At 71.4% G+C, this 19,138-nt stretch carries 18 protein-coding genes; 11 read left to right on the top strand and 7 right to left on the bottom strand.

Going from position 1 to position 19,138, the window contains the following annotated elements:
* The first annotated feature begins 352 nt into the window (after positions 1–352).
* From sigE to SMA5143A_RS14160, 5 genes are all read left to right on the top strand, one after another.
* The gene (sigE, locus tag SMA5143A_RS14180) at positions 353–1,069 is read left to right on the top strand and encodes an RNA polymerase sigma factor SigE (protein ID WP_079058974.1); all 717 of its coding nucleotides are present in this window, start codon (positions 353–355) and stop codon (positions 1,067–1,069) included.
* A complete protein-coding gene (locus SMA5143A_RS14175; RefSeq protein WP_107463269.1) occupies positions 1,066–2,229 on the top strand; it encodes an anti-sigma factor family protein in 1,164 nt (387 codons plus the stop codon). Before sigE ends, SMA5143A_RS14175 begins: the two co-directional genes overlap by 4 nt.
* A gap of 751 nt (positions 2,230–2,980) precedes the next feature.
* A complete protein-coding gene (locus tag SMA5143A_RS14170) occupies positions 2,981–4,759 on the top strand; it encodes a trypsin-like peptidase domain-containing protein (RefSeq protein ID WP_107463367.1) in 1,779 nt (592 codons plus the stop codon).
* A 233-nt stretch (positions 4,760–4,992) separates the two neighbouring features.
* Positions 4,993–5,451, top strand: a complete 459-nt coding sequence (locus tag SMA5143A_RS14165) for a sec-independent translocase (RefSeq protein WP_107463268.1) — start codon at positions 4,993–4,995, stop codon at positions 5,449–5,451.
* 310 nt (positions 5,452–5,761) lie between these two features.
* Positions 5,762–6,433, top strand: a complete 672-nt coding sequence (locus SMA5143A_RS14160; protein WP_181361844.1) for a hypothetical protein — start codon at positions 5,762–5,764, stop codon at positions 6,431–6,433.
* Between the two features lie 100 nt (positions 6,434–6,533).
* On the opposite strand, the gene SMA5143A_RS14155 is transcribed toward SMA5143A_RS14160, so the two are convergent.
* From SMA5143A_RS14155 to SMA5143A_RS14145, 3 genes are read right to left on the bottom strand one after another with little or no spacing between them, the layout of a single operon-like run.
* A complete protein-coding gene (locus tag SMA5143A_RS14155; protein ID WP_107463266.1) occupies positions 6,534–7,667 on the bottom strand; it encodes an Mrp/NBP35 family ATP-binding protein in 1,134 nt (377 codons plus the stop codon).
* Positions 7,668–7,710: 43 nt separating this feature from the next.
* A complete protein-coding gene (locus SMA5143A_RS14150) occupies positions 7,711–8,394 on the bottom strand; it encodes a DUF1003 domain-containing protein (protein ID WP_258193521.1) in 684 nt (227 codons plus the stop codon).
* Positions 8,384–9,673 carry a magnesium transporter MgtE N-terminal domain-containing protein gene (locus SMA5143A_RS14145; protein WP_107463264.1) on the bottom strand — a complete coding sequence of 430 codons (1,290 nt, stop codon included), beginning with the start codon at positions 9,671–9,673 and terminating at the stop codon, positions 8,384–8,386. The genes SMA5143A_RS14150 and SMA5143A_RS14145 overlap by 11 nt, the downstream gene beginning before the upstream one ends.
* A 234-nt stretch (positions 9,674–9,907) precedes the next feature.
* Here SMA5143A_RS14145 and SMA5143A_RS14140 point away from each other — a divergent pair, with 234 nt between their 5' ends.
* Positions 9,908–10,660: a hypothetical protein gene (locus SMA5143A_RS14140; RefSeq protein ID WP_107463263.1), complete on the top strand. Its 753-nt coding sequence runs from the start codon at positions 9,908–9,910 to the stop codon at positions 10,658–10,660.
* A 194-nt stretch (positions 10,661–10,854) separates the two neighbouring features.
* On the opposite strand, the gene SMA5143A_RS14135 is transcribed toward SMA5143A_RS14140, so the two are convergent.
* Together SMA5143A_RS14135 and SMA5143A_RS14130 are read right to left on the bottom strand one after the other, a co-directional pair.
* Positions 10,855–11,403, bottom strand: a complete 549-nt coding sequence (locus SMA5143A_RS14135; protein ID WP_107463262.1) for a hypothetical protein — start codon at positions 11,401–11,403, stop codon at positions 10,855–10,857.
* A gap of 41 nt (positions 11,404–11,444) precedes the next feature.
* On the bottom strand, positions 11,445–12,566 hold the full coding sequence (locus SMA5143A_RS14130) for a magnesium and cobalt transport protein CorA (protein WP_107463261.1): 1,122 nt from the start codon (positions 12,564–12,566) through the stop codon (positions 11,445–11,447).
* Positions 12,567–13,136: 570 nt separating this feature from the next.
* Between SMA5143A_RS14130 and SMA5143A_RS14125 the strand changes: the two genes are divergently transcribed.
* The 4 genes from SMA5143A_RS14125 (at position 13,137) to SMA5143A_RS14110 (ending at position 16,805) form a co-directional block, all read left to right on the top strand.
* Entirely contained in the window at positions 13,137–13,721 is a 585-nt protein-coding gene (locus SMA5143A_RS14125) for a suppressor of fused domain protein (RefSeq protein ID WP_107463260.1), read from the top strand.
* Between the two features lie 264 nt (positions 13,722–13,985).
* Positions 13,986–14,627 (top strand): DUF6758 family protein, encoded by a 642-nt coding sequence (locus SMA5143A_RS14120; protein ID WP_107463259.1) that lies wholly within the window; start codon positions 13,986–13,988, stop codon positions 14,625–14,627.
* Positions 14,628–14,896: 269 nt separating this feature from the next.
* Entirely contained in the window at positions 14,897–15,772 is an 876-nt protein-coding gene (locus SMA5143A_RS14115; RefSeq protein WP_107463258.1) for a PHP domain-containing protein, read from the top strand.
* A 427-nt stretch (positions 15,773–16,199) separates the two neighbouring features.
* Positions 16,200–16,805 (top strand): MarC family protein, encoded by a 606-nt coding sequence (locus tag SMA5143A_RS14110; RefSeq protein ID WP_107463257.1) that lies wholly within the window; start codon positions 16,200–16,202, stop codon positions 16,803–16,805.
* 136 nt (positions 16,806–16,941) lie between these two features.
* On the opposite strand, the gene SMA5143A_RS14105 is transcribed toward SMA5143A_RS14110, so the two are convergent.
* Entirely contained in the window at positions 16,942–17,094 is a 153-nt protein-coding gene (locus SMA5143A_RS14105) for a hypothetical protein (protein ID WP_099967352.1), read from the bottom strand.
* 240 nt (positions 17,095–17,334) lie between these two features.
* On the opposite strand from SMA5143A_RS14105, the gene SMA5143A_RS14100 reads away from it, so the two are divergent.
* Entirely contained in the window at positions 17,335–18,240 is a 906-nt protein-coding gene (locus tag SMA5143A_RS14100) for an NYN domain-containing protein (RefSeq protein WP_107424150.1), read from the top strand.
* Positions 18,241–18,260: 20 nt separating this feature from the next.
* Here the strand turns inward: SMA5143A_RS14100 and SMA5143A_RS14095 are convergent, their stop codons facing one another.
* Complete coding sequence (locus SMA5143A_RS14095) at positions 18,261–19,130, bottom strand: alpha/beta fold hydrolase (protein WP_107463256.1); 870 nt, start codon at positions 19,128–19,130, stop codon at positions 18,261–18,263.
* Between the last annotated feature and the right edge of the window lie 8 nt (positions 19,131–19,138).

Genomic DNA, 19,138 nt, shown 5'->3' with positions numbered 1-19,138 from the left:
TGCCGGTAATGACCCTCTCCTTATGTACCCGCGGATGCCTGGGCGTGACTGTATCCGTTGCCGCCGGGAACCTGCTGATGGGACCGGTCGTTTAAAGGGATGAGTGAGTGACGGGGGCCGCGACGGGGGTCAAGTGATGGATCGGTACGGCGAGCAGGCGCCGGTGCAGGTGCTGACAAAGCCATATGAGCCGGATCGGCCGGATCAGCCGTATGAGGCACATCGGCACACATCAAATTCTCGTAAAACCGCTTATCCGGAGCTAACGGGCGAGGTGGCTATGGTAGGGGCTCCACTGGACACCACCAGAGCCGATAGGGGAGGTGCGGCTGCGCCTGTGGATCGGGGAGGAGTGCTGCGGCGCTTTCTCGGATCGGCGGGTAGGCCGAAATCCGTGAACGACACCGCTGACCACGCCCACGCCGACGCTGCCGCCGCAAACGGAGCGCAGACTGCGACCTTCACCACGGACGCGCACGCGCAGGCGTGGACTCCGCCCACCTGGGAGGAGATCGTCAGCACCCACAGCGGCCGGGTCTATCGCCTCGCCTACCGTCTGACCGGCAACCAGCACGACGCCGAGGACCTCACCCAGGAGGTCTTCGTCCGCGTCTTCCGCTCCCTGTCGACCTACACGCCCGGCACCTTCGAGGGCTGGCTGCACCGCATCACCACGAACCTCTTCCTGGACATGGTCCGGCGCAAGCAGCGCATCCGCTTCGACGCGCTCGGGGAGGACGCGGCCGAGCGCCTGCCCAGCCGCGAGCCCACCCCGCAGCAGATCTTCAACGACGCGCACTTCGACGCCGACGTCCAGCAGGCCCTCGACACCCTCGCGCCGGAGTTCCGCGCCGCCGTCGTCCTCTGCGACATCGAAGGACTGTCGTACGAGGAGATCGCCGCGACCCTCGGCGTCAAGCTCGGTACGGTCCGCTCGCGGATCCACCGCGGTCGCTCCCAGCTCCGCAAGGCCCTCGCGCACCGCTCCCCGGAGGCCCGGGCCGAGCAGCGCCGCGGCTTCACGGTGCCCCGGGTGCCCGCGCTGGGAGGAGGGGGCGCGACCGCGTGAGTGGATCCCGGCCCACCCCTGCTGAGCAGCACCTGGGAGACCGACTCTCCGCGCTGGTCGACGGAGAGCTCGGTCATGAGGCGCGCGAACGCGTCCTTGCACATCTGGCCACATGCCCGAAGTGCAAGGCGGAGGCGGACGCCCAGCGCCGACTGAAGAACGTCTTCGCGGAGGCCGCGCCGCCGCCTCCCTCCGAGAGCTTCCTGGCCCGGCTCCAGATGCTCCCGGCGGGCGGCGACCTCGACGGCGGCTCCCCGCTGGACGGCGGAGGCTTCGGAGGAAGACTCGGGGGGACGCCCGGCGGCCCCGGACTCCCGCCGTCCCCCTCCGACAACAGGGACTTCGCCGACTTCGGCGTCTTCGGCACCGCCGGGGACTCCTTCGGATACGTCCCCTCAGGTCCGCACAGCGGCGCGCTCTCACCGTCGGAAGGCCGTGGACTGCTCGGCGGCCGGGGCCTGACGGGGGGACGCGGTTTCCTCGGTGACCGGGGCTTCCTCGGCGCTCGGGGCTTCCTCGGCGGAGGCAGCCCGCTCTCCGCCGGCGGGGACCGGGGCGAGGGTCGGCAGGGCACGGCCGCGGAGGAGCGTGGAGCCACGGGTGACCGCGGCTTTCGGATCCATGACGTGAGCCGGCACGAGGCCGAGCGTTCGGCCTCGCGCGGTATGCGGTTCGCGTTCGTGGCGGCCGGCGCGGTCTCGCTGGCCGCGATCGCACTGGGCGGTATGACCTCCGGTGTGCCCGCCGAGACAGTGGACGCCCGGGGCGGCGCCGGCTCCGGCAGCAACGTCACGCCTCTGCGCACCCAGACCACCGGAGCGGCCACGAGCCCCGAGGCGCAGCGCCGCCGGGGAACCCTCGGGCCCCTCCTCGGACAGGGCCAGCGGGCCGAGGTGCCGGTGGCGCCTACGGAGGTCTCCGCGCCCCTGCTGCCCGGAATTCCCGCGCCGGGCGGTCAGCTCCGCGAGGCCGTGAACCCTCTGCCCACGCCCGTCCTCGCGGACGCGGCGGTCATGTCCCCGCTGATACGTCCGCTCACGGCGACCTCGCCGTTCCAGCTGACGACGTGGTCCCAGGCACCCGAGCTCACCGCACCGGGCCTGCTGACAGCGCCCGACACCACCTCGTCTCCCCCTCCCACCTCCCCCGCCCTCCGCTGACCCCGAGTTCTGCGCGCCGGCCCGCGAACCTGGTTGAATCCAGAGTGGGCCGTGTCCGCTCCGGCCGGTTCCGGCCGGCGGCACTCGGCGAACGGTGGGCGTAGGGCCGGTCCTCGGGACGGGCCCCAGGTGTGGGGAGAACATGAACGAGGGGAAGCCCACGAAGGGGAAGTGGTGGAGCCGACCCCGAGCGCATGACGCGGGGGCCGGGACGACCGGGGACCACGGCGGACCCTCGGGGGCCGACGGGGTACCCGCGGACGCGGTGCGCGACGGGGACCGCGGAGCGGGCGACGGGGGCGGCTGGTCGAGCGACGGGGGCGACTTCGAGTTGGATCGACCCGCGACGGCACCGGCGCCCGTCGGCCCCACCCATGACGACGACTTCGCACTGGCCGACCCGGTGAAACCGCCCCGACAGGACGAGCCGTCGGGGGACGCCGCGACGTCGGTCGGCTCGACGCGGAGTGTGGACAGCGGTGACGCGGACACCGGTGACTTCGAGCTGGAGCGGCCGGTTCCCGCGGGCCCGCCGAGGGGCGGCGACGCGACGACGACTCTGAGCGTCGACGCGGCCGGGACGGCACCGGCGGCCGCGGGCAGCGCACCCGGCGAGCCCGACGGGACGACCACACGGCTCGTCCTGGAGAAGAACGCGCCCACGACTGACGAAACGACTCCGCTCCCGCGCCACGAGGCGCCGGCGACCGCGGTCGAGGCGGGTGTGGGGGAGCAGAGCCTGCCGGAGCCGATGGGCGCCCCAGGCCCCGCAGAGGGCCCGGCAACGGCCGTGGAGCGCCCCAAGCCGCTGCACGACCCGGATCCCTACAGCACCCCGCCCTACGGCGAGCCCGGCCCCTGGGCGCCCGCACCGCCGGTCCAGCACCCGGCGACAACCCCGGCGCACGGCACGACCGTTCAGCCGGGGGCGCCGGGGCACGGTGTACCTGGCCCCGCGGCGTCTCAGGCGCCCGGTGCGAGCGCCCCGGCCGCACCCCCGGAGCCCGGCGCGACGACCACCATGGCGGCGCCCCGGGCCGCCGCGCCCGCCCCACCGCCGGCCCACGCGGCCAACGGCACGTACGCACCCTCGCCCGCGCCTTACGGGAACGCGGCCCCACAGCCCCACTCGGACGCCCCGCACCCCGTGGCGCCCCCGTACTCGGGCGGCTCCCGGGCCACCGCGCCGCCGCCCGCGGCGCATCCGTACCCGGACGGCTCCCCACCCCCTGCGACGGTCCACCCGGACGCCTCCCAGGCCGGCGCCCCAGCCGCCCCCTACACGGACCCGACGCAGCCCCCCTTCGCGGATACCCCGCAAGGGGTCTCCCCGGCGGCCCGGGATCCCTGGCGGAACTACGACCCGTGGTCCGCGTCGGGGCCGTTGCAGCAGAACGGGGCCGGTGTCGACGACATGGCGCGGCGACGGAAGCGGGGGATGAGGATCGTCGTGCTGGGGGCCGTGCTGATCGCGCTCGTGTCCGGCGGTGTCGGCGGGGCCGTGGGGGCGTATCTGGAGCGCAACGGCGGGGTCGGCGAGGTCGAGCTGCCGCAGACCGGCGGCGGGACGACCGGGCGGGCCCCCGACAGTGTCGCCGGGATCGCCGCCAGCGCACTGCCCAGCGTCGTGACCCTCCATGTGCGCGGCTCCGACGCGCAGGGCACCGGCACCGGGTTCGTGCTCGACAAGCGGGGCCACATCCTCACCAACAACCATGTCGTGGAGCCCGCCGGGGACGACGGCGAGATCACGGTCACCTTCAGCGGCGGGGAGACCGCCGACGCCAGCCTGGTCGGCCGGGACAGCGGATACGACCTCGCCGTCGTCAAGGTGTCGGGGGTCGACGGGCTGAAGCCGCTGCCGCTCGGCAACTCCGACGACGTGCGGGTCGGCGACCCGGTCGTCGCGATCGGCGCCCCCTTCGACCTCGCCAACACCGTCACCTCCGGCATCATCAGCGCCAAGGAGCGGCCCATCACGGCCGGCGGGGACGGCGGCGACCGCAGCGACGTGTCGTACGTCGACGCGTTGCAGACCGACGCGCCCATAAACCCCGGCAACTCCGGCGGCCCCCTCGTCGACGTCAACGCCCGGGTGATCGGCATCAACAGCGCCATCCGGTCCGCGGGCAGCGGCTCCGAGTCGGACGGCGGCCAAGCCGGTTCGATCGGGCTCGGCTTCGCGATACCCATCAACCAGGGCAAGCGCGTCGCCGAGGAACTGATCAACACGGGCAAGGCGACCCACCCGGTGATCGGCGTGACCCTGGACATGGACTACTCGGGTGACGGCGCCCGTGTCGGCGACGACAGCGACGGCACCGTGAAGAAGGGCGGACCCGCCGACCGGGCGGGCATCCGCGCGGGTGACGTGATCACCGAGGTCGACGGCCAGCGCGTCCACTCCGGCGACGAACTGATCGTCAAGGTGCGCGCCCACCGGCCCGGTGACCGGCTCGAACTCACCCTCCAGCGGGACGGCGGGGAGCAGAAGGTCACCCTGACCCTGGGCTCCTCCGACGGGGGCTGACACCGCCGCGCATGACGGCAACGTCACAGGAGGGGGAGCCGTACCCCCTCCTGTCAGGCAAACAGCACTCCTGTCAGGCAAACAGCTGGGAAAACCCGTGGCGTGACCATGGTCCGGGGCCGCCCGACAGTACCGGTTCGACAGCATCGCCGGGTACCGTGGACCCGGCCCGGACCACGGAAGACCTGCCGAGGCCCGCGGATCGGGACCGAGGACATCGCAAGGAGCTTCAGGTGTTCAATGACATAGGTGCGCTCGAGGTGGTGACGCTCGTCGTCCTCGCCGTGCTCGTCTTCGGTCCGGACAAGCTCCCGAAGGTGATCCAGGACGTCACCCGGACCATCCGCAAGATCCGCGAGTTCTCGGACAGCGCCAAGCAGGACATCCGCAACGAACTCGGCCCCGAGTTCAAGGACTTCGAGTTCGAGGACCTCAACCCCAAGACGTTCATCCGCAAGCAGCTGGACAACGACGAACTGGGGCTGAAGGAGATCCGCAACGGCTTCGACCTGAAGAAGGAGATGGCCGAGCTGACGGACGCGGTCCACGGCCGGGAGTCCGAGTCGTCGTCCTCCGGTTCCGTGTCCGACACCTCCTCCTCTTCCGGGTCCGGCGGAGCCGTCGACATGACCAAGAAGCGCGAGAAGCTCGAACTGGAAGAGCGCCCGCCGTACGACCTGGACGCCACCTGAGCCGACCGCACGGTCACCCGCCCGAACCGCGCCGCCCCAAGTCGTCCGCACGGCCTCCCGCCTGCGCTTCCGCGCCGTACACCCGCGTGCTGCCACGCCCCCTTACGTGACGCGATTCATACCGTCACACCCCCTCGTACGGCCCGAAGCCGCCCGTACGCCGTCCTACGCGCCGGGCGCTTTCCCTGCTGCTCGGAGCGCTGTGGCTATGCTGCCCAGTTGTTGTGCGGACCGTAAGGAAAGCGAGCGCGACGCCCGAGAGGGGTGCGGGCCGCTCCGGTCCGTCGAGAGCGAGGAGGCGTCCGGGCACATGGAGACGACGAGTCGGGTAGGCGCGCAGGCGTCGGCCGCGGAGGGCGGACAACCGCTGCCCTCCGCCCGGCGCACGGTCGACGGCTATCTGCTGGCGCCCTTCCCTTGGTACGGCCTCGACGAGGCCTTCACGGGGCCGCGCTGGCTGATGCAGGTCGGTACCTCGGCGGAAGGCGCCGTCGAGCACGGTTCGGTCGGGCACGGCGACGAGCCCTCGGTCCGCAACGAGTTCACCGCGGTCACCGAGGACGAGCCCAAGGAGCGGTTCGCGGTCGTCGTGACCGTCGCCGCCAACGACGTACGGCGCAGCGCCGACGGCACGGGCCTGCTGGAGGCGACCTCGGTCTCCTCCGCCGCCTGGCTGGCCGGTGTGGGGCTGCTGTCCTTCACCTGGCCCGGGCAGCTGGACCACACCCTGAGAGACGACTGGCTGGACCAGCAGACGGAGACGGCGTGGGTCCTCGCGGACGACCTCGCCGGTCCCGACTGGTCGACGCTGTCCCTGCCGGTGGACGGCGTCCCCACCCCCTTCCACTACCGTGAGTCCGAGTTCGGATGGGTGCTCGCCGGCTCGACCCAGGAAGGGGTGCACGTGGGGGCGTACGGGCGCGGGATGAGCGCGTACGGCCTCGGGTTCGCCATGATCAAGGACATCGCGACGTACGCCTGACGGTTCGACGTACGCCCGACGGAAAGGGGGCACCGCGTCGAATGACCCGCGGTGCCCCGTCAACGCGCTCGAGAAGCGCTCTCCGGCTTCGGCCGGCGCCCTAGAACTTGTTCCTCGGGGTGATGCCCAGGCTCATGCCCGACAGGCCCCGCTGACGGCCGCCCAGCTTGCCGGCGATGGCCCGCAGGGCCGCGCCCGCCGGGGAGTCGGGGTCGGAGAGCACGACCGGCTTGCCCTCGTCGCCGCCCTCACGGAGACGGACGTCGATCGGGATGCTGCCGAGGACGGGCACCGTGGCGCCGGTGGTGCGGGTGAGACCGTCGGCGACGACCTGGCCGCCGCCGGTGCCGAAGACGTCCACCATCTCGTCGCAGTGCGGGCAGGGCAGGCCCGACATGTTCTCGACCACGCCGACGATCTTCTGGTGGGTCTGGACCGCGATGGAGCCGGCGCGCTCGGCCACCTCGGCCGCCGCCTGCTGCGGGGTCGTCACGACGAGGATCTCCGCGTTCGGGACCAGCTGCGCCACCGAGATCGCGATGTCGCCGGTGCCCGGCGGGAGGTCCAGGAGCAGGACGTCCAGGTCGCCCCAGTAGACGTCCGCGAGGAACTGCTGGAGGGCACGGTGGAGCATCGGGCCGCGCCAGACGACGGGCGCGTTGCCCGGGGTGAACATGCCGATCGAGATGACCTTCACCCCGTTCGCGGACGGCGGCATGATCATGTTCTCGACCTGGGTGGGGCGGCCGTCGGCGCCCAGCATGCGCGGCACCGAGTGGCCGTAGATGTCGGCGTCGACCACGCCGACCTTCAGACCGTCCGCGGCCATCGCGGCCGCCAGGTTCACCGTCACCGAGGACTTGCCGACGCCGCCCTTGCCGGACGCGACGGCGTACACGCGGGTGAGCGAGCCCGGCTTCGCGAAGGGCACCTCGCGCTCGGTCTGGCCGCCGCGCAGGGCGGACGCCAGCTCACGGCGCTGCTCGTCGCTCATCACGTCCAGCTCGACGTCGACACGGGTGACGCCCTCGACCCGGGCGACCGCCTCCGTCACACGCTGCGTGATGGTGTCGCGCATGGGACAGCCGGAGACCGTCAGGTACACGGCGACCGCGACCGCTCCGTTCGCACCGATCTCCACCGACTTGACCATCCCGAGTTCGGTGATGGGGCGGTTGATCTCGGGGTCGTTCACCGTCGACAGTGCCTCGCGCACCGCGTCTTCCGTAGCCATAGAGACGATGGTACGGCGACGCGCGGGGCCCCTGGGAGCCCCGTCAGCGGTCGTCCATGTCACGCCCGCCGGGGCGCTCCGGCGGGAATACGGTCCTCGCCCCGCGGTGCCCGTCGCCGTCGCGCTCGTGCAGCTCCTTGACCAGGTCCTGGAGCTCGGAGCGCAGCCAGTCGCGGGTGGCGACCTCACCGAGACCGATTCGCAGGGCCGCGATCTCCCTGGTCAGATACTCGGTGTCGGCGATCGACCGCTCGTTCTGCTTGCGGTCCTGTTCGAGGTTGACCCGGTCCCGGTCGTCCTGCCGGTTCTGCGCGAGGAGGATCAGCGGGGCCGCGTAGGAGGCCTGGAGCGACAGCATCAGCGTCAGGAAGATGAACGGGTAGTTGTCGAAGCGCAGGTCCCGCGGGGCGGAGACGTTCCACACCACCCACAGGATGATCACGACGGTCATCCAGACGATGAACCGTCCGGTGCCCAGGAACCGCGCGATCCGCTCCGAGAGCCGCCCGAAGGCCTCCGGGTCCCATTCGGGCAGGAACCTCGCCCGGCGCGGCAGGGGCAGGTCGAGACGGGTCCGCGGGCGCGCGGTGGCCCCGACGGGCACGCGCTCCCGCACAGGCGCCCCGGAGGACGGCGTGCGCTCGCGCGCTCCCGCTCCGGCGTGTGCCCGCTCGCGCCCTGCGTCCCGCCCGTCACGCCCCTGGCGCTCGGAACGCTCAGGAACCATGGGCGGCCCCCTCCACATCGTCGTCGTCCAGATGGAACTCCGTCTCCCGCCAGTCCTCCGGCAGCATGTGGTCCAGCACGTCGTCCACGGTCACCGCCCCCAGCAGCGAGCCGCTCTCGTCGACCACGGGCGCCGCCACCATGTCGTACGTCGCGAAGAACCCGGCCACCTCGGGGAGCGCGGCGTCCGGGTCGAGCGGCTGGAGGTCGTCGTCGAGGATCGAGCTGACCAGGGTGTACGGCGGGTCGCGCAGCAGCCGCTGGAAGTGGACCGTGCCGAGGTACTTCCCCGTCGGCGTCTCGTCGGGCGGCCGGCACACGTACACCTGGGCGGCGAGGGCCGGGGACAGATCGGGGTTGCGGACCCGGGCCAGCGCGTCGGCGACGGTGGCGTCGGGGCGCAGCACGATCGGCTCGGTCGTCATCAGTCCGCCGGCGGTCTTCTCCTCGTACGCCATGAGCCGGCGTACGTCCGCCGCCTCGTCCGGCTGCATCAGCGTCAGCAGCCGCTCCTGCTCGGCCACCGGCAGCTCGGCCAGCAGGTCGGCCGCGTCGTCCGGGTCCATGGCTTCCAGGACGTCGGCGGCCCGCTCCTCCTTGAGCTTGCCGAGGATCTCGATCTGGTCGTCCTCCGGCAGCTCCTCCAGCACGTCGGCGAGCCGGTCGTCGTCGAGGGCGGCGGCGACCTCCGCCCGGCGCTTGGGGGAGAGGTGGTGCAGCACGTTGGCGAGGTCGGCGGGGCGCAGCTGCTCGAAGGTCGCGAGGAGGTTCTCGGCGCCCTGCCCGTGCTCCTCCAGCGAGAACCCGGTGACGGCCGACCACTCCACGGTCAGCGTCTCGCCCTTGTGCCGCCGGAACGCGCCGCCCTTCCCCTTGCGCACGAACACCCGGTCGATCTCCCAGTCCCGGCGGGCCGGCAGCTGCTGCACGGAGATGTCGAGGACCGTGACCTCCTCACCCGTCTCCACGAGCCGTACGCGGCGGTCCAGCAGCTCCCCGATGACGAGCCGTTCGGTGGGCCGCTGCTCGAAGCGGCGCACGTTCATCACGCCGGTGGTGATGACCTGGCCGGACTCGACTCCGGTGACCCGCGTCATGGGCAGGAAGATGCGGCGCCGCGTGTGCAGTTCGACGACCAGGCCGAGCAGCCGCGGTGGCTTCCGCCCGACCCGCAGGATGGCCACGAGATCGCGGACGCGGCCCACCTGGTCGCCGTTCGGGTCGAAGACCGAGATTCCGGAGAGGTGGGAGACGAAGATCCGGGGCGCCACCGCCGCCATGAGCCGCCCCTTTCCTGTGTGTTGGTGCGAGAGCCGTGTGCTCCCCGGGACGTGTGGGTCTTTCGCGACCATCAGGCGAGCCATACGGGATTTGTCGGACGAGGAGGGCTTCAGGCTAGCCCGTCCCGATCGGATACGCCCTGGTGAGCGGTGCGGACGGACTGCCTCCGTGGCACCCCGCGAGCCCCGGTACTCTGCGGTAGGCCTGGACTCCAACGAAGAGGTGCATCGTCTGTGACTCCGACTCCCCGTACCCGAAGGGCCGCACTGGTGGGCGCCGTCTGCACCCTCGTGGCGAGCGGGCTGGGACTCACCGGGTGCAGTGAGGATCCGAACGAGGGCACCAACGGGGTCGGCAGACTGACCCCCGAGAAGATCCAGACCAGGACGAAGGCGGCCGCCACGGCGGCGGACACCGTCCGGCTGTCCGGGTCCGTCGTCAGCAACGGCAAGACCTACAAGCTGGACGTGCGCCTGAAGGAGGGCGGCGGTACGGGCTCGGTGACCTCGGGCGACACGACGTTCCGGCTGCTGAAGGTCGGCGAGCACCTCTTCCTGAAGGCCGACGCCGAGTTCTGGGACCACGAGGACCGCGGGGGCAAGAACGACGACGACTCCGACCAGGCCGCCGCGGACAAGCTGGACGGCATGTACGTCAAGGTCCCCACCGGCGACCCGGCCTACCAGCGGTTCAGCGGCTTCACCGACAAGAACGTCCTGCTCACCAGCCTGCTGACCCTGCACGGCACCCTCTCCACCGACGGCCACCACGAGCAGTCCGGCACCCGCACCATCCGCATCACCGGCGACAAGGGCGCGGGCGGCACCCTCGACGTCTCCCTCGAAGGCACCCCCTACCCCGTCCGCCTGGTCCGCGCCGGCGACGCGGGCACCATCCTCCTCACCGACTGGGGCAAGAACTTCTCCCTGGAGGAACCGGACAAGAAGTCGGTCGTCGACTACGGCAAACAACTCCCGACGTCGTAGGCCGTAGGACGGGCCGACGAGCGTTCGGAGCCGGAGGCCCCCGAAGGGGCGCGGGGAACTGCGCGACCAGCCACGACGAACCCTCAAGCCGCCTACGGACGCACAACCCCTGCCCGGTGGGCGAACAACGCACGCACCCCCGCCCCGGTGGGCGAACGAAGCACACCCCCGCCCCGGTGGGCCAACGAAGCCCCTCAGCCCTGCTTCTTCTTCCGACGCTTGAAAAGCAACCGGGGCAACCCGGCCGGCACCGGCTGACGCGTCGTCGCCGGCGTCGGCAGCGGAGCCCGCGCCAGATCGCCGTCGGGCAACGGCGCGGTCGTCCCCGTCGGCTCCAGACGCAGCACCCGGCACTCCCGCGCCCACCGCTCCGGCATGGCCTCACCGTCGGGCGCGTTGAGCCGCTTCCCCTTGAGCTCGGCCACGGCCGCGTCCCACTCGGGCGACCGGGGGGTCAGCTCCACGACTGTGGCGTCCCAGGTCACGAGCCGTCCGCCCTTGTCCTTGCTGCGCACGGTCACCACGGCCGGGCCGCCGTCGACGAGCCCCGGCAGCGGCTGCTCCCCCGGCCCGTCGCCGACCAGGCACACCGCGCCCTCGTGCCAGACGTGCCACAACGCCCGCGACGGCACCCCGGGCCCCTGGGCGTGCGCCGACGGCGCCCCACCGCCGCTCACCCAGATGAGCCCGGACTTCTTGGTGGCCTCCTCGACGAGGGCCCGGTCGAGCAGCTGTTCCGTCATGCCGTCAGCCTAGGCCCTGGTCCCCGGGCGGTGCCGGGCGGCTACAGCCACCCGTTCCGCTTGAGCGTGCGGTGGATGCCCAGGCAGAGCGCCACCGTGACGCCGAGGACCACCGGGTAGCCGAACTTCCAGCGGGTCTCCGGCATGTAGTCGAAGTTCATGCCGTAGACGCCGCACACCATCGTCGGCACGGCGATGATCGCCGCCCAGGAGGTGATCTTGCGCATGTCCTCGTTCTGGGCGACGGAGGCCTGCGCCAGGTTCGCCTGGAGGATCGAGTTGAGGAGCTCGTCGAAGCCGACGACCTGCTCCTGCACCCGGGCGAGGTGGTCGGCCACGTCCCGGAAGTACTTCTGGATGTCCGGGTCGACCAGCCGCATCGGACGCTCGCTCAGCAGCTGCATGGGCCGCACCAGCGGAAGCACCGCCCGCTTGAACTCCATGACCTCACGCTTGAGTTGGTAGATGCGGCCGGCGTCGGTGCCCCGGGGCGTGCTCTTGCGTCCGGGGGAGAACACCTCCGTCTCCACCTCGTCGATGTCGTCCTGCACCGCGTCCGCGACCGCCACGTACCCGTCGACGACATGGTCGGCGATGGCGTGCAGCACGGCGGAGGGGCCCTTGGCGAGCAACTCCGGGTCGTCCTGCAGCCGGTGACGGAGCGCCCGCAACGAGCCCTGGCCGCCGTGCCGGACGGTGATGAAGAAGTCCCGCCCGGTGAAGCACATCACCTCGCCGGACTCCACCACCTCGCTGGTGGCGGTGAGTTCGTCGTGCTCGACGTAGTGGATGGTCTTGAAGACGGTGAACAGGGTGTCGTCGTAGCGCTCCAGCTTCGGCCGCTGGTGCGCGTGCACCGCGTCCTCCACGGCCAGCGGGTGCAGCCCGAACTCGGCCGCGATACCGGCGAATTCGGCCTCGGACGGCTCGTGCAGACCGATCCACACGAACCCGCCGTCCCGGCGCACCTGACGGATCGCCTCGTGCGGTGCGAGAGTGCGCTCGAACGTGACGCGCGCGCCGTCACGGTAGACGGCACAGTCGACGACGGCCGTGGTCGCCTCCGCCGGGCGGGTGGCGTCGTACACGGCCCCGTCCTTGCGCAGCGACAGCCGGGACGGCCGGGGGCGGACCGCGGCGCGCAGGTTGTTGATCATCGACATGGGCAGACTCCTTCGCAACGAAAGGCCGCCGACGACGGTTGGAACTACCCGGAATGGGGACGTTTTGACTTCCGATGTTTGGCACGTCCACAAAGCGGGGAGCACCGCACCGTCGCGGTGACAGCTTCGCTTGATTCAGATCGGCGACGTCGGATCGATGAGGTCTGATCGGCGACGGCTGATCGGTGAGGGGATCAAGGCGGTAAAGAAGTGCTCTTCCGTTGCGCGACGACCGACGAGCGGCACGACGCGAGTGAGGGTGGCAGCCAAGCAGGGAGCTGACGCGAGAGCTACGTGACTCAGCGGTCGGAAGAGCGGGTGGTACTGCACGGTCGACTTCGGTCCATCGCAGCCCCACCTCCTCCGGCCGGTCCCTCGTAAGGGACGTTCCATACCCCATCCGGGGTTCCCCGTAGGGGAGTCAGTTCTCTCTGGCCGGGACAAGAGGGCTTGAGAGCGACGCTTCTGCGTGCTGCCCGCGTGTTGTTCCGACCGGCGCCCAAGACTAACAGTCGACTGAAGTGTCAAGGCGCCCGTTTGCCGGTTCCTGACGAGTTCTATGCTCGGTTCATGGTTGATGTTCTTCCGTTGGTGGAAGCCCGTTTGCGTACCGCGCTGGGCGAGCCGGACGCGCGCGCCGCGGTCACCTTCCTCGGTACCGACCGCATCGAGGTGCTCCGCTTCACCGACGGCGACGTCGTCCGCTACGCCACGCTCGGCATGTCCGCCCAGCCGATGGCCGACCCCACCGCGGTCCTCGCCGACCCCGTCAAGGGCCCCCGCGCCGAACTCGTCCTGTCCGTGCGGCACGGGATCGCCGACACCGACAAGGTGCTCCGCCCGCTCGCCGTGCTCGCCGCGTCACCGCAGGTGGAGGGTGTGGTCGTGGCGCCCGGCGCCTCCCTCGACGTGGGCGATCCGCTGTGGCCCGGCGCCCCCTTCACCTCCGTCCTCGTCGCCGAGTCCGGCGGCCTGGTCGAGGACCTCGAACTGGACGCCCCCGCCGACCCCGTACGGTTCCTCCCCCTCCTTCCGATGACCCCCAACGAGGCGGCCTGGAAGCGCGTCCACGGCGCCCCGGCCCTCCAGGAGCGCTGGCTCACCCAGGGGACGGACCTCCGTGACCCCGTCCGTACCCCGGTCTCCCTGGACTAGGCCGGTCGCCCCCGGGACTCCCTCCGCGACTTCCCCGTGTGACCGACGGCACGCCACAGGTGACCGGCGGGCGCCCGACAGGTGGCCGAAAATCGGCGCTTCCGTCTGTGGCCCGGGTAGTTGATTCCGATGGCGGGTCGTCCGGTCCCCCGGAGGGCCAGCCGCCGTCCGGCGTCCGGCAGCCGTGCGCGGAATGTGACGCGCACACGCCGGACGGGTGATCGTCCTTGACGCGAGGAAGCACGGGGAGGACCGTTGGGCCCTATGAGGGGCGAACCCAGTTGCCCGAAGTGTGGTGGCCGGGTCAGGGCTCCCGGCCTCTTTGCCGACTCCTGGCAGTGCGCTGTACACGGGACGGTGCACCCGCTGCAGCCCGTGATCCCGCCCAGCGTCGAGGCCCTCAGCGTCGTGGTGCACCGCGCCCAGGTGCCGGTGTGGATGCCGTGGCCGCTCCCGGTGGGCTGGCTGTTCACCGGCGCGGCGTTCGCCGGCGACGACCGCAGCGGAGGGCGCGCCACCGCCGTGGCCTGCTCCGGTCCGGGGCCGCTCGGCGGTATGGGCGAGATGGTGCTCATCGCCGAGGAACTCGGCGTGGGCCTCGGCGCCCGGTACGCCGGCATCGACGGACCCGATCCCGGGCCGTACCTCAGCGTCGAGAAACCGCCCCAGGCGAAGGTGCTCGCCGCGGGACGCCCCACGCCCCTCTGGCATGTGTCCGGCACCCCCGACGACCGTGCGGTCTTCGCCGGCGAGGCCCTCGGCCTCTGGCTCTGGGCGGTCGTCTGGCCCGAACAGACGGGCCTGCTCATGTACGACGAACTGGTTCTCACCGACCTGCGGGACGCGGGCGCCGAGGTGGAACTGCTGCCGTGCGGCGCGCTGTCGCCGCGCATCCTGGAGCCGTAGGGCGGCCCTGCCGCAGCGCTTGCCTCACGGGCGGGGGCCTGTTCGCAGCGGCCGGGGACTCGTCTGCATCGGCCGAGGGCTCGTCCGCCACGGCTGGGAGCTCGTGGACTGGGAGCTCGTCCGCAACGGCCGGAGGCTCGTCCGCAACGGCTGGGTGCCCCTCCCGCATGTAGGGGGCGCTACCCGGTTTCGGGTGTGACCGTAGTGCTTCGAAAGGGCGCTATTCTTGAGCGTCCGCTTCCGTTTCGTCTGTGCCTGGAGTCCGCGTCGTGCGCATCGATCTGCACTGCCACTCCACGGCCTCCGACGGTACGGACACCCCCGCCGAGCTGGTCCGCAAGGCCGGCGCCGTGGGCCTGGACGTGGTCGCGCTGACCGACCACGACACCACCCGCGGGTACGCCGAGGCGATCGCCGCGTTGCCGGAGGGGCTCACGCTCGTCACCGGCGCCGAGCTGTCGTGCCGCCTGGACGGCATCAGCATGCACATGCTGGCCTACCTGTTCGACCCGGAGGAGCCCCTGCTGCTCGCCGAGCGCGAACTGGTCCGGGACGACCGGGTGCCGCGGGCCCGCGGCATGGTCGCCAAGCTCAACGAACTGGGTGTGCCGGTCACCTGGGAGCAGGTCGCGCGGATCGCCGGGGACGGCTCCGTGGGCCGGCCGCACGTGGCCACCGCCCTCGTCGAACTCGGCGTCGTACCGAGCGTGAACGAGGCGTTCACCCCGCAGTGGCTCGCCGACGGCGGCCGCGCCCATGTCGCGAAGCACGAGACCGACCCGTTCGAGGCGATCCGGCTGATCAAGGGCGCCGGCGGAGTCGCGGTCTTCGCGCACCCCGCCGCCGTCAAACGCGGCCGCACCGTCCCCGAGTCCGCGATCGCCGACCTCGCCGCCGCCGGGCTCGACGGCATCGAGGTCGACCACATGGACCACGACCCGGCGACCCGGGCGCGACTGCGCGGCCTCGCGAAGGAACTGGGGCTGCTCGCCACCGGATCCTCGGACTACCACGGCAGCCGCAAGACCTGTGAGCTCGGCGAGTACACGACCGACCCCGAGGTGTACGGGGAGATCACACGCCGAGCCACCGGAGCGTTCCCCGTCCCGGGCACCGGCGGGAAGCGGTCGGCTCCCCGGCCGTAGGGCATCCGGCGGTTCGGGGGAGTCGGGGCGGCGGGTCGGCCGGGGGTTGCCTGGCAGGTCGGTCGGCGGCTCTCGGCGGCCGGGTCGGTCCACGGCTTGGTGGTGGATCGGTCGGCGGATCACCGTGTGGGGTCGCACCAGGGATCGCGGGCGGCCCTCGCAGGGGTGACTGGGGTGACCTGTCGGGTCGATCGTTGCCCCGCTGCCCGGCCCGAGTCCCGTCCTCCGTCTCCGTCCTCCGTCTCCGTCCTCTGTCCGCCTCCGCCCTCTGCCCCCTTTTCACTTGCTCGCTCCTCGGCTCTGTCCCCCGTTCGTCCCCACCGGGGTACCGCTCCCGCCCCACCTCGCCCGCACCGCCCTGCTCGGCGATACGGGCCGGCCTCCGCCCCTCTCACTCCCCTTCCGCACACTCTCGCAAGGCACACCCGTGTTTGATCTCGCCGTCTTCGGTTCCCTCTTCCTCACCCTGTTCGTGATCATGGATCCCCCCGGGATCACCCCGATCTTCCTCGGCCTGACTGCCGGGCGGCCCGCCCGGACGCAGAAGCGGATGGCGCTGCAGGCCGTCTGTGTGGCCGGTGGTGTGATCGCCGTCTTCGGTCTGCTGGGGCACCAGATACTCGACTACCTGCATGTCTCCGTACCCGCGCTGATGATCGCGGGCGGACTGCTGCTCCTGCTGATCGCGCTCGATCTGCTCACCGGGAAGACGGACGAGCCCAAGCAGACGAAGGACGTGAACGTCGCCCTGGTGCCGCTGGGTATGCCGCTGCTCGCCGGGCCCGGGGCGATCGTGTCGGTGATCCTCGCGGTGCAGAAGGCGGACGGGGTGGCCGCCCAGGTGTCGGTGTGGGTGGCGATCCTGGCGATCCACGTCGTGCTGTGGTTGACGATGCGGTACTCGCTGCTGATCATCCGACTCATCAAGGACGGCGGTGTGGTGCTGGTGACCCGGCTCGCGGGCATGATGCTGTCCGCCATCGCGGTGCAGCAGATCATCAACGGCGTCACACAGGTGGTCCAGGGCAGCTGACGCCCACCCGCCACGTTCCTCCCGTGCAGGGGCCGGAGGTGAACAGAGCCCCGTACGGCGCACCTCGGTGCGGCCCGTACGGGGCTCTGAAGTCCGCACGCATCCGCCTCCCGTGAGGCGGTCGCGTAGGCCGGTCCTACGAAGCGGTCACGTCGGCGGGGCGGATCCAGAGGCGCTGCCCGATGGCGGCGGCCTGCTGCACGATCCTGTTGACGGAGGCGGCGTCCACGACGGTGCTGTCGACGGGCGTGCCGTTGACGTCGTCGAGTCGCAGAATTTCGAAGCGCATGGCTTCTCCCTTCGTCTGGTCGTCCTCCCCCTGGGGAGAACTACTGGTGGTGCGCGGGTCGTCGGTGCCCGTGTTCCATGAGGATTCAACGGTATGCGTGTTACAAACATTCCCTACGCTAAGGAAATTTTTCGAGAAGCTAATTACTGGCTGGTAAGTGACGTTGTGGGTGTGTCTACCAGGAAGCTGCAAGACTGATTGGGACCGGTTGTGTTCGCAGCGTGACCGCCAGGACAATGGATGCATATGAACGACGACGACCTGGCGGCGCTCGGCGCCCGCATCGACCGTACGAACGAGCTGCTCCAGCGCATGCTCGCCGAGGTGGCGAAGACGCCCTCGACCCATGCGATCTTCGTCGACGCCGGGTATCTGTACGCGGCCGTGGGGCGGCTCGTCGCCGGAACGGAGGACCGGCGGTCCTTCGACCTCGATGCGGAAGGTCTCATCGACGCCCTGATCGACCGGGCCCGCACGATCTTCGCGGACAGCCGACTGCTCCGGGTCTACTGGTACGACGGGGCGCGGCGCCGTATCCACACGGCGGAGCAGCAGTCCATCGCCGAGCTCCCTGACGTCAAGGTGCGCCTCGGCAACCTCAACGCGAACAACCAGCAGAAGGGCGTCGACTCCCTCATCCGCACGGACCTGGAGTCCCTGGCCCGGCACCGCGCCATCAGCGACGCGGCGCTGATCGGCGGCGACGAGGACCTGGTCTCGGCGGTCGAGGCCGCGCAGGGGTACGGTGCGCGCGTCCACCTGTGGGGTATCGAGGCGCCGGAGGGCCGCAACCAGGCCGAGCCGCTGCTCTGGGAGGTCGACAGCCAGCGCACCTTCGACCTCGACTTCTTCAAGCCGTACGTGTCCCGGCGGGCCGCCGTCCCGTACGAGGCCACCGCCGGGGCCCGGCCCACGCGTGAGGACGTCCGCTTCGTCGGCGCCCAGATCGCCGCGAAATGGCTGGCGTCCCGGGGCCGCGAGCCGCTCAAGGAACTCCTGCACGGCCACCCGTACCTGCCCGGCTCGGTCGACCAGGACCTCCTCGTCGAGGCGGAGGGGCTGCTCCAGTACTCGCTACGGGGCCAGGCGGACCTGAGAAGGGCGCTGCGGGACGGGTTCTGGGAGCACCTGAGGGCGCAGTACTGACCAGCGCCGACAGAGGGTGATCAACCGGTCAGCTGATCCCAGAAGCCGATCAGGGCGGAGGCCGTGGCCTTCGGCTGGTCCGTGTTGGGGGAGTGCTCGGCGGCGGCGATGACCGTGCGGTGCGCCTGGAGGCGCGCGGCCATGTCGTCGAGGAGAGGGATCGGCCAGGTGTCGTCACGCTCGCCCGACAGGACGTGCGTGGGCAGGCCCAGGGCGGCCAGTTCCGCGACGCGGTCGGGCTCCGCGCAGAGCTGCCGGCCGGTGGCGATGAGCTGCGCAGGGCTGTGGGCGAGCCAGCGGCGGCGCAGGTCGGCGCTGTCGTCCAGCCCTTCGTCGAGGCCGCCGGTGTCGGTCTCCTCGGGCGGTTCCATCGCCTGGATGGCGTCCCACACCTGCTCCATGCCCATTACGGCCAGGGCGTCCCGCAAGAGCTTCACGCGCTGCTGCTGGCTCTGCGAGATCTGGGCCGGGCCCGAGGCCATCAGGGTGAGGGAGGCGAAGGGGGAGGGGTCCAGGAGGGCGGCGGCGCGGGAGATCTGACCGCCGAGGGAGTGGCCGAGGAGATGCAGGGGGGCGCCGTCGCCGACGACCTGTGCCTGGGCGAGCAGGTCCCTCGCCAGCTCGTCCTGCGCGTAGGGCGACTCGTCGTCCTTGGGGCCCTCGCTCTCGTACTGGCCCCGCCCGTCCACGGCGACGGAGCGGTAGCCGGCCTCCGCCAGCGGTTCGTGCAGCGCGATGAAGTCCTCCTTGCTGCCCGTGAACCCCGGCACGAGGAGCACGGTGCCCTTCACCGGGGTGCCCGCCTCGATGACGGCGAACTCACCGCGCGAGGTGCGCAGCCGGTGGGCGCGGGCACCGGGAAAAGGGGTGAACGTGGGAGGACGGCTCATGGGGCGAG

Origin of the sequence: Streptomyces sp. MA5143a, from assembly GCF_900290235.1 — a bacterium.
Lineage (GTDB): Bacteria > Actinomycetota > Actinomycetes > Streptomycetales > Streptomycetaceae > Streptomyces.
Note: the sequence above shows the minus strand (reverse complement) of the source record. Positions and strands in the feature narration are given on the sequence as shown.

Excerpts from the sequence above, each read along its gene's own strand:
- SMA5143A_RS14095 (WP_107463256.1), bottom strand. The coding sequence starts at position 19,130 with ATGAGCCGTCCTCCCACGTTCACCCCTTTTCCCGGTGCCCGCGCCCAC.
- SMA5143A_RS14135 (WP_107463262.1), bottom strand. The coding sequence starts at position 11,403 with ATGACGGAACAGCTGCTCGACCGGGCCCTCGTCGAGGAGGCCACCAAG.
- SMA5143A_RS14105 (WP_099967352.1), bottom strand. The coding sequence starts at position 17,094 with ATGCGCTTCGAAATTCTGCGACTCGACGACGTCAACGGCACGCCCGTC.
- SMA5143A_RS14155 (WP_107463266.1), bottom strand. The coding sequence starts at position 7,667 with ATGGCTACGGAAGACGCGGTGCGCGAGGCACTGTCGACGGTGAACGAC.
- SMA5143A_RS14120 (WP_107463259.1), top strand. The coding sequence starts at position 13,986 with ATGAGGGGCGAACCCAGTTGCCCGAAGTGTGGTGGCCGGGTCAGGGCT.
- SMA5143A_RS14125 (WP_107463260.1), top strand. The coding sequence starts at position 13,137 with ATGGTTGATGTTCTTCCGTTGGTGGAAGCCCGTTTGCGTACCGCGCTG.
- SMA5143A_RS14150 (WP_258193521.1), bottom strand. The coding sequence starts at position 8,394 with ATGGTTCCTGAGCGTTCCGAGCGCCAGGGGCGTGACGGGCGGGACGCA.
- SMA5143A_RS14145 (WP_107463264.1), bottom strand. The coding sequence starts at position 9,673 with ATGGCGGCGGTGGCGCCCCGGATCTTCGTCTCCCACCTCTCCGGAATC.
- SMA5143A_RS14130 (WP_107463261.1), bottom strand. The coding sequence starts at position 12,566 with ATGTCGATGATCAACAACCTGCGCGCCGCGGTCCGCCCCCGGCCGTCC.
- SMA5143A_RS14160 (WP_181361844.1), top strand. The coding sequence starts at position 5,762 with ATGGAGACGACGAGTCGGGTAGGCGCGCAGGCGTCGGCCGCGGAGGGC.
- SMA5143A_RS14100 (WP_107424150.1), top strand. The coding sequence starts at position 17,335 with ATGCATATGAACGACGACGACCTGGCGGCGCTCGGCGCCCGCATCGAC.
- SMA5143A_RS14170 (WP_107463367.1), top strand. The coding sequence starts at position 2,981 with ATGGGCGCCCCAGGCCCCGCAGAGGGCCCGGCAACGGCCGTGGAGCGC.